Below are 9,729 nucleotides of genomic sequence, written 5' to 3' on the forward strand. Positions count from 1 at the left end.
AGAAATCTTATTTATTCAACAAAGCCTTGATGCGGGTGAAAACGTCTTGCTGTTCGGCGCCAGCGGGCTGGGAAAAAGCCATCTGGCGGCAGCGATCGTGGATGGTGTTGTAGCCCAGGGCTACCGGGCCCGGTTTTACAGCGCCGGAGAACTGCTGCAGGAGCTGCGCAAAGCCAGAGCGCAGCTGAAACTGAATGAGCTGTTACTGAAACTGGATCGCTACCGGGTGATAGTGGTGGATGACCTTGGTTATGTCAAACGCGACAACGCTGAAACGGGCGTGCTGTTCGAGTTAATCGCGCATCGGTACGAACGCGGGAGCCTGGTGATCACCAGTAACCATCCGTTCAGCACGTGGGGCAGCATCTTCGTGGATGAGACGATGGCGGTGGCCGCTGCAGACCGGTTGATCCATCACGGATATATGTTCGAACTGAAGGGAAAAAGTTACAGGAAAAAGACGGCAAAGGCAGTAACCAGCGCGGCTTAACGCCGCACTAAAGGATGCGGCCAGCATAGTTGGCGCCAGTCGGCAAAACTAGTTGACGTCTAATATTCCGGCACTAACCAAAGTGCTCAATCACCGAGATTGAACTGACGAAGCCGTCGGAAGGAATGGCCTTAGCGACGATCAGCATAACCACATAAAACAGCATTATTTTAAGCAACAAGCTAAGGGCATGTTTTGCCATTGGCGATCACCTCAATTGTGCCGTATGCCTTGAGTTTACTCATACAAGGAACATCCACCTGCGGTGTTTTTAGTAACGCATTGTGCAACATGGCAAAATCTGAAGCATGTAGCAGAGTGATACCCCCTTTTGATATCGCGCCGGGATGCAAACGGAAGTTACCGCGTTTAACCCCCTCATTCCATGTGTCATCGTCGATTCCCCAATCATCCCGCCTGTGCCTGAACGTCGCACTATTCATGACCTGGTTGTAACGATCCCGAACACCGGCATTAACGTGCGATCGGAGTCCACCTTCAGGACGATTAACAATCCAGTATTTACCCGCCGGAACCGGGCCTGCGGTCGGCTTCATGTCACAAGCCCCTCGATTGCGATAAATACCATCGCCAGAAAACGCTAAAAATGTTCCGGCCCCAGCAAATGATAACGGCGAGTCATGCGCATCATCGCTGAGGAGTTTCCTGTTGCATTGGTTAGTTCGTCTACGCCTGGCCTGGCGCCAAATCACCACTGGATTTCCTTCACGTGCGAGGCTGGCAGCGCGCGATGCGCTTGCTACGGCACTGGCCTGCCTGCTGGCATGGTTACTGGCGGTATGGCTGTTAGGACATGAGCATCCTACGTTTGCCATCGTCAGCGCCGTGGTATGTCTTGCTCCGGGTGTACCCAGTCACCTGAAACAGGCCAGAAATCTGGTTATTGGCTGTACGTTCGGTATCGTGATGGGGGAGTTGATGTGGCAGCTCCCCGATACTCATCCACTGGTGCGGATGAGCATTGGTATGTTCTTCGCTATTTTGTTGGGCGCCGCCATCGGCCCGGCTCCGGTGGTCCCCATCCAGGCTGGAGTATCGGTGGCTCTGGTTCTTGCCATGGGGCCTGAAAGCGCGGGCGGTACACGTTTAGTGGACGTTCTGCTGGGAGCCTCTGTCGGATTATTATTCAGCCAGGTGCTCTTTACGTCTAATCCATTCAGCGACATTGGGCGCTCAACCTCCGACTTCCTGCGTCAGATTGGTAATGGACTGGATCGAATGCTACGAGCCTGTGAGGTGCAAAGCAGTAAGGGAGCAGAGGCCGCTTTGAGTCAGCTTTCAGAGGCTCAGGCCGCTCTGGCCGCTCTTCGCGCCGCTGTAGCTGAAGCACAGGTCAGTAAACACTGGTCACTACGGGGTCGGCTAAACGCCGGGCGGCTTGCCACCGTCACACAGCGTTACGACCGCCATGCAATCCGGGTATACGCGACTTCCCTTTTATTAGCGGAAAGTCTCAGCCGGGCCATGTCACACACCCATACTCCACCACCAACTGTCGTGATGACGTATTGCCAGTGGTTGTCGGATAGCTGCATGGTACTAGCCCGTCAATCCGCTGTTGTTGCGCTTAAAGAAAGTGACCCACAGGCTTGTATGGGAACACCACCTCAGTCCACCGCTGACCAGCGCCATGAACTACCGCCAGAATGGCTCACGGTAGAAGATAATGCACGGCAACTGGAGCATGCCTTACAGGCACTGCTGGGCTCACGTGACGCATGATTGTCACGCAGAGATACCAGTATTCTACACGACCGTTGACATTCAGCGGTCTACTCCATCTCTGCCGCCAGGCCAATTCTAGGGCAGGATCGTCTACCGGGGCGGGGTCAGTCCAACGCCCCTTTCAAAATGTCCTCAAAATCAGCGCCACTCAAGTCAGGAGTTGAACACAGCATATCTCTTGCTAATGAACGCCGCCGCAGCAGAAGGTCATCCAGAGTTTCTTCAAATGTGGTGATTTCGGGATCCCTCACCGTCGGATAATAAACATACACATCTTTAATTTGCCCAATCCGGTACGCCCGATCTGTTGCTTGATCTTCTTTGGCTGGGTTCCAGCAACGAGTGAAATGAATAACATGATTGGCTTTCTGTACGTTAACACCGAAACCGACTGCAACCGTAGAGAGAATAATCACCCCAAATCCAAGATGAACCTGGAAATCATCGATCAGCCTCTGGCGGCTATTCTGACTATTACTTTTAGTGCTGGTATCATCGTTAATAATGACAGGGCGGATACCAAACTTTTGATGGATCGCATGCTGAAGTTCACGCTGTAAGTCTCGAAGCTCGGTAATGACTCCAACTTATTGATAGTGTTTTATGTTCAGATAATGCCCGATGACTTTGTCATGCAGCTCCACCGATTTTGAGAACGACAGCGACTTCCGTCCCAGCCTTGCCAGATACTGCCTCAGATTCAGGTTATGCCGCTCAATTCGCTGCGTATATCGCTTGCTGATTACGTGCAGCTTTCCCTTCAGGCGGGATTCATACAGCGGCCAGCCATCCGTCATCCATATCACCACGTCAAAGGGTGACAGCAGGCTCATAAGACGCCCCAGCGTCGCCATAGTGCGTTCACCGAATACGTGCGCAAACCGTCTTCCGGAGCCTGTCATACGCGTAAAACAGCCAGCGCTGGCGCGATTTAGCCCCGACGTAGCCCCACTGTTCGTCCATTTCCGCGCAGACGATGACGTCACTGCCCGGCTGTATGCGCGAGGTTACCGACTGCGGCCTGAGTTTTTTAAGTGACGTAAAATCGTGTTGAGGCCAACGCCCATAATGCGGGCGGTTGCCCGGCATCCAACACCATTCATGGCCATATCAATGATTTTCTGGTGCGTACCGGGTTGAGAGGCGGTGTATGTGAACTGTAACTGCCATGTTTTACGGCAGTGAGAGCAGAGATAGCGCTGATGTCCGGCAGTACTTTTACCGTTACGCACCACCCCGTCAGTAGCTGAACAGGAGCGACAGCTGATAGAAACAGAAGCCACTGGAGCACCTCACAAACACCATCATACACTAAATCAGTAAGTTGGCAGCATCACCTAAGACAGGAACTGTTGATACAGAACAGAAAAGTTCAACACAGCCTGAATCTGCGCGACGCTAAATTTTTTCCTTCTGGCGAACCAACAAACAGCCCGTTTATAGATAGATTCTGCAGACGACAAAAGGATTAACCCCTGAAATTGCACTGAATTGTCACCTGAAGATGTGCAGGACAAGCCAGATTACTCTGACAAGGGATACCATCGTAATTTAGCAAAAACACCTAAGACCTAAACGACAGCTAAGTACATAGTGCCGGACGGATCATGATTTTTTATTTAACTTACGGACTTCATTTTTCAACAAATATCTTTTCTCTTCTGTTGTAAACTTATGAAAGCGTTACGCGAAATCCCGCAAGGTTACAGGGGTGTACCAGGCCGGAAATCGCGTAGCACTCTCTTCTCTTCTTTTTCCTGCCTAACATGTACATCCTGGCATTACTCCAATTCTCCCAATTCTCCCAAAAACCGTAAAACAGCCATCAACCCGCGTCATTACTGGCTTCATGGAGGATCTGAGCAGAAAAACGATCCTTTACGCATTTGGTTTTACCCGCAATAATGCGGGATAAGACAACAAAAGGATCCGCGCGCTGCGATTTATTGTCATGGCAGGATCGGCCCGTCAGGTGCAAAATACCTGTATCCATAAACAGTGCGTGCGCTACGTGAAAAATAACTCATGAACAGCATCATTCCCTTGCAGAATTCACCAGAACGCGTCTCTCTGCTGCCGATCGCCCCGGGCGTTGATTTTGCGACCGCGGTGGCACTCCGGCGGATGGCCACCTCAACAGGTGCCACGCCGGCTTACCTCCTGGCGCCGGAAGTGAGCGCCCTCCTCTGGTATATGCCTGACCAGCGTCACCACATGTTGTTCGCCACCATGTGGAATACCGGGATCCGTATCGGTGAAGCCCGGACGCTCACCCCGGAATCGTTCGACCTGGATGGTCTGCGCCCTTTTGTTCGGGTGCTGTCGGAAAAAGTGCGGGCACGTCGTGGCCGGCCGCCAAAAGATGAAGTGCGTCTGGTACCGCTGACGGATGCCAGTTTTGTGCGTCAGATGGAAAGCTGGATGGTCACCACCCGCCCCCGCCGGCGTGAGCCGTTATGGCCGGTCACGGATGAGACAATGCGCAACTGGCTGAAACAGGCGGTGAAGCGGGCTGAAGCTGACGGCGTGCATTTTTCGATCCCCGTGACGCCGCATACTTTCCGTCACAGCTATATTATGCACATGCTTTATCACCGGCAGCCCAGGAAGGTCATCCAGGCACTGGCCGGGCATAAGGATCCGCGCTCGATGGAAGTCTATACCCGGGTATTTGCGCTGGACATGGCTGCCACCCTGGCCGTTCCCTTTACCGGTGATGGGCGAGATGCCGCGGAGATCCTTCGCTCCCTGCCCCCGGCCGGCTGAGATTGACGGCCCTGGCATGACGTCCTGTATTCCGCTAATACAAAATACAGGAGCAGAGCGCATTCAGTGCCCCTCCCTGCTCCAGCACACCAGGACATCATTCGGATGACTGAACAGCCGTGGTCTTGCACGGTGACCTGCAAGCCTGCAGGCATCGACATACCGCAGACAAGCCAGGACACAGGCCGTACATCCCACAGTGTATTGTTTCCTGAAAGCTCAGTGAATCATCCCGTTAATTGCGAAAGTCATTCACCCCTGTGGCTCACTCCCTTCTGCCATCGGTCTCCTGTTCGCATTTAGCAGTGTGAAGCTGGCGCCGGGTTATACAGACAGCTGCAGTCTCATCCTGCCGGGCTAAACCTGCAATACACAGGGGAACGGATACCGTCAGGTAACATGACCGTCTCAGCATCCGATTGAGATTTTCGTAAGGGGTATAGAGCTTTACTGAAAAATTGACTGTGGCATGTTAACACGTGTGGAGCAGTGCACAGACCTGGGAATATCGCCGTTAAACCCGCATACCGTAGTCAATATCTGCGTATCACGGCCTGAAATCACATATGACAGTCAATATTGTTCGATCATGGCAGACATGATGGAGAACACATATTGACTGCGGTATGCGTGATGCATATCACAGTCAATGGAATGTCCTTAGCGGCATCCGGCAGTCATGTTATGCATATCGCAGTCAATTTTCTGGCTTCATCGCTGAGAGAACTTCGGCCAGTTTAAGGGGATCGATGCCAGCAGCCTTCAGCGCCTTAATGACTTCGTCATAATTTTGCTCTGGCGCCTTCTCTTCTTCCTCTTTGCGCGGAACCTTCACAGGACCACTGATGAGTTTGGGGTTGCGATAATGCACGCTGAAATAGGTGGCTCGGCCACGTTTAAACTCAGTGTAATCCAGATAACCAATATCCCGCAGCTGCTCCATCGCCTTACGTACCGTGTGGTTCTGCGTATAGACATTTGAGGTGAGATTCAGCCGGTCACGCATCCGTTTCATGGAAATAGGTGCAGGATTCTGGGGAAGACTTTCGATGTAGGTATAAAGCGCCTGGGCTGATTCCTTGCGCTGCAGGGCGTCAATGGCTTTCAGCCGCAGCAGTACCCTTCTGTCCATGTGGTAAAGCTCAAACAGCTTAGGTTCAGCCTTGATCTCAACGATATCCTCGTTGATGTCATAATAGGCTGACTGCACCAGATGTGTGGTCCATCCTTTGGTCTCGCTCTGGAACTTCAGCGTAACCGAGGCGAGTTTAAACAGGGAATTACTGATGCGATCGCGCATTTTTTTGTTTGAACGACGGGAGTCAAATCCGCACATCTTAACGAATTCGACGAACGACAGTTCCAGGGTGTCACTTTTTACCCCATACTCCGACATGGAGCGAATTATCCCCAGCCAGACTTTAAAATCCGTGTCCATATCAAGACGCGAACCGGTGATCTTAACGTCAGTGTATCCTTCGCTTTTGGCAATGGACAGCTGTACAAGCTCCTCAGTCGCGTCTGTAACGTTTTTCCGGTTCGCCTTGCTCTTCCCTGTTGATTTCAGAGTTGGGACGAAGAGACCGAGTCTCATGAGCGCTACTGGCTGCACGGTACTGGTGCTGTTGACATCCAGCTTAACAACTTCACCGGTTGTCTTATCAACCTCCTGAAGGTTCAGAAGTAAGCTGTTATTTTCGCTCGTCATCTTGATCCTCAACGGTTATCCACAAAAGGATGTAGTAATACGTATCGCAGTCAACGGATATACATACCTCAGTAAATACCGTTGCATATCACAGTATTAGATTATGCATATAACAGTCAACATTTTACATTCCACAGTCGATCCAGACAGACGTTAAAGCCAGTTACAGCGCATGCTGGAGCGATCCGGGGATCTCTTTTGGATCTCATTATGATCTCCTTGGGATCAATTATTGGATCGAGACCATGAATAACCCAGATACAAGCCCGGAAGCGCCACACCAGATATCCAGAACCCTGGCCTTATTTTCCTGAATACGCTCTGGAAGATTGAGATCTACAGGTACAACAATGAAACATTGACTGCGGTATGCTGAGTCGTCTTTCCTCTTCCTCGACACAGATGCGGTAAGCATCATACCATAGTCAATATATTACATACCGCAGTCAATTTCATTATAACTGGCTGATCCCGAGCCATCTTTAGCAACCCGACGTACGTGCAATCTGTGAATTCTGTGATTTTCCGCTTCCTCGCCGCTTTCTCACTGTGTGAGATCGCTTACTGCGGCGAGCGGCAGTGATTAATATTGACTGCGGTATGTACTCTTTTGTAATCCCCTGCGTTCTTTCATTACCCAATGTGGTTCACTTTGCACTTTTTCGTGCACTTTGCGATTTTATTGTTGCTTTGCAATAAATTCCAAGATTTAATAAAATAATGCAAAGTGATGATTAAAGGATGTTCAGTATGGGACTCATGGATACACTCAACCAGTGCATAAGTGCTGGTCATGAAATGACGAAAGCAATCGCCATTGCACAGTTTAATGATGACAGTCCGGAAGCCCGGAAAATAACCCGGCGCTGGAGGATTGGTGAAGCGGCAGATTTAGTTGGCGTGTCATCTCAGGCTATCAGGGATGCCGAGAAAGCTGGCCGGCTGCCGCACCCTGATATGGAAACCCGTGGGAGAGTTGAGCAACGCGTTGGTTATACCATCGAACAAATCAATCACATGCGGGATGTATTTGGTACACGACTGCGCCGTGCTGAAGATGCGTTTCCGCCGGTGATTGGCGTTGCAGCTCACAAAGGTGGTGTTTACAAAACCTCCGTTTCTGTTCACCTGGCTCAGGACCTGGCCCTGAAAGGATTACGCGTTCTGCTTGTCGAGGGTAATGATCCTCAGGGCACAGCCTCGATGTATCACGGATGGGTGCCCGATCTTCATATACACGCGGAAGATACTCTCCTGCCCTTTTATCTTGGTGAAAAGGATGATGCCAGTTATGCGATAAAACCAACCTGCTGGCCTGGCCTTGATATCATTCCGTCCTGCCTGGCACTGCATCGCATTGAAACTGAACTGATGGGCAAATTTGATGAAGGAAAACTGCCCACCGACCCGCATCTGATGCTCCGCCTTGCTATTGAAACGGTCGCTCATGACTATGATGTGATTGTTATCGACAGCGCACCGAACCTCGGTATTGGCACGATCAATGTCGTATGCGCTGCTGATGTGCTGATTGTTCCCACCCCGGCAGAGCTGTTCGATTACACTTCTGCACTGCAGTTTTTCGATATGCTTCGTGATCTGCTCAGGAATGTGGATCTTAAAGGCTTTGAGCCGGATGTCCGTATTCTGCTTACCAAATACAGTAATAACAATGGTTCGCAGTCACCGTGGATGGAAGAACAAATTCGCGATGCATGGGGAAGCATGGTTCTTAAAAATGTGGTACGTGAAACCGATGAAGTTGGTAAAGGCCAGATCCGCATGAGAACCGTTTTCGAACAGGCGATTGATCAACGTTCTTCGACCGGCGCATGGCGAAACGCACTTTCAATCTGGGAACCTGTTTGTAATGAGATTTTTGATCGTCTGATTAAACCACGCTGGGAGATTAGATAATGAAGCGTGCCCCTGTCATTCCAAGGCATACCACACATACTCAATCGACTGAAGATACTTCATCACCGGCGCCGGCCGCGCCGATGGTGGATTCATTAATTGCGCGCGTGGGTGCTATGGCCCGCGGTAATGCTATCTCTCTTCCGGTATGTGGACGGGAAGTAAAATTTACCCTTGAGGTGCTCCGGGGAGACTCTGTTGAGAGCGCCTCACGCGTATGGTCAGGAAATGAGCGTGATCAGGAACTACTTACCGAAGATGCTCTGGATGATCTCATACCTTCATTTTTACTGACCGGTCAGCAGACTCCAGCTTTCGGCCGCCGGGTTTCTGATGTCATAGAAATTGCAGACGGCAGCCGTCGCCGTAAAGCCGCAATCCTGACGGAAAGTGATTATCGCATTCTGGTTGGTGAACTGGACGACGAGCAGATGGCTGCATTGTCCCGGCTGGGTAACGATTATCGGCCGACGAGTGCTTATGAACGTGGCCTGCGTTATACAAGCCGGCTGCAGAATGAGTTTGCCGGAAATATTTCTGCGCTTGCCGATGCGGAAAACATCTCTCGTAAGATCATTACCCGCTGTATCAATACGGCCAAACTGCCTAAATCAGTTGTTGCCCTGTTTGCACATCCTGGAGAACTGTCTGCCCGGTCAGGTGAAGCCCTTCAGAAGGCTTTTGCAGATAAAGAAGAATTACTGAAGCAGCAGGCTGAGACTCTCCACGATCAGAAGAAAGCGGGACTAATCTTTGAAGCTGAAGAGGTCATTAGTCTTTTAACATCCGTACTGAAACAATCTCGCGCATCAAGAGTTAATCTGAGCTCACGTCATCAGTTTGCTCCAGGGGCAACAGCATTGTATAAGGGCGATAAAATGGTGCTTAACCTAGATCGGTCCCGCATTCCTGCGGAGTGTATAGAGAAAATAGAAGCCATTCTTAAGGAGCTTGAGAAACCAGGAGTCTAATGCGGACACGCTTTAGTCTACGGTTATCTCCCTTTACTTCATTTCCTTTCTCACAGGCCAGAAAACATAACTGGCCTGAATATTCTCTCTGGGACCACGGTCCCACCTGCGTCGTCGGTCAGGTAATCTGC

7 protein-coding genes and 3 pseudogenes are annotated in these 9,729 nt (G+C 50.9%); 5 read left to right on the forward strand and 5 right to left on the reverse strand.

Annotation, left to right across the window (positions count from 1 at the left end; all coding sequences use genetic code 11):
* Positions 1–490, forward strand: a pseudogene (gene istB, locus ENGE1_RS25690) (IS21-like element ISEc10 family helper ATPase IstB); the annotation flags it as partial.
* Positions 491–672: 182 nt separating this feature from the next.
* On the opposite strand, the gene ENGE1_RS27695 reads toward istB, so the two are convergent.
* Complete coding sequence (locus tag ENGE1_RS27695; RefSeq protein ID WP_073971356.1) at positions 673–1,200, reverse strand: DUF2778 domain-containing protein; 528 nt, start codon at positions 1,198–1,200, stop codon at positions 673–675.
* On the opposite strand from ENGE1_RS27695, the gene ENGE1_RS25695 reads away from it, so the two are divergent.
* Entirely contained in the window at positions 1,160–2,233 is a 1,074-nt protein-coding gene (locus ENGE1_RS25695; protein WP_064360876.1) for an FUSC family protein, read from the forward strand. The genes ENGE1_RS27695 and ENGE1_RS25695 overlap by 41 nt on opposite strands.
* A gap of 107 nt (positions 2,234–2,340) precedes the next feature.
* Here ENGE1_RS25695 and ENGE1_RS28175 read toward each other — a convergent pair.
* The 3 genes and pseudogenes from ENGE1_RS28175 to ENGE1_RS29365 all read right to left on the reverse strand — a co-directional run.
* Positions 2,341–2,817 (reverse strand): annotated as a pseudogene (locus ENGE1_RS28175) (helicase-related protein); the annotation flags it as partial.
* A 6-nt stretch (positions 2,818–2,823) separates the two neighbouring features.
* Positions 2,824–3,325 (reverse strand): annotated as a pseudogene (locus ENGE1_RS29540) (IS1 family transposase).
* A complete protein-coding gene (locus ENGE1_RS29365) occupies positions 3,244–3,519 on the reverse strand; it encodes an IS1-like element transposase (RefSeq protein WP_073971355.1) in 276 nt (91 codons plus the stop codon). Before ENGE1_RS29365 ends, ENGE1_RS29540 begins: the two are co-directional and overlap by 82 nt.
* 742 nt (positions 3,520–4,261) lie before the next feature.
* Between ENGE1_RS29365 and ENGE1_RS25710 the strand changes: the two genes are divergently transcribed.
* On the forward strand, positions 4,262–5,002 hold the full coding sequence (locus ENGE1_RS25710; protein ID WP_001515717.1) for a tyrosine-type recombinase/integrase: 741 nt from the start codon (positions 4,262–4,264) through the stop codon (positions 5,000–5,002).
* Between the two features lie 697 nt (positions 5,003–5,699).
* On the opposite strand, the gene ENGE1_RS25715 is transcribed toward ENGE1_RS25710, so the two are convergent.
* Entirely contained in the window at positions 5,700–6,710 is a 1,011-nt protein-coding gene (locus ENGE1_RS25715) for a RepB family plasmid replication initiator protein (protein ID WP_064360877.1), read from the reverse strand.
* 750 nt (positions 6,711–7,460) lie between these two features.
* Between ENGE1_RS25715 and sopA the strand changes: the two genes are divergently transcribed.
* Both sopA and ENGE1_RS25725 read left to right on the forward strand, forming a co-directional pair.
* Complete coding sequence (gene sopA, locus ENGE1_RS25720; protein ID WP_000523813.1) at positions 7,461–8,627, forward strand: plasmid-partitioning protein SopA; 1,167 nt, start codon at positions 7,461–7,463, stop codon at positions 8,625–8,627.
* Entirely contained in the window at positions 8,627–9,598 is a 972-nt protein-coding gene (locus ENGE1_RS25725; protein WP_023320141.1) for a ParB/RepB/Spo0J family plasmid partition protein, read from the forward strand. Before sopA ends, ENGE1_RS25725 begins: the two co-directional genes overlap by 1 nt.
* The last annotated feature ends 131 nt before the right edge of the window (positions 9,599–9,729 follow it).

This window comes from Pluralibacter gergoviae ATCC 33028 = NBRC 105706, assembly GCF_001598855.1.
Lineage (GTDB): Bacteria > Pseudomonadota > Gammaproteobacteria > Enterobacterales > Enterobacteriaceae > Pluralibacter > Pluralibacter gergoviae.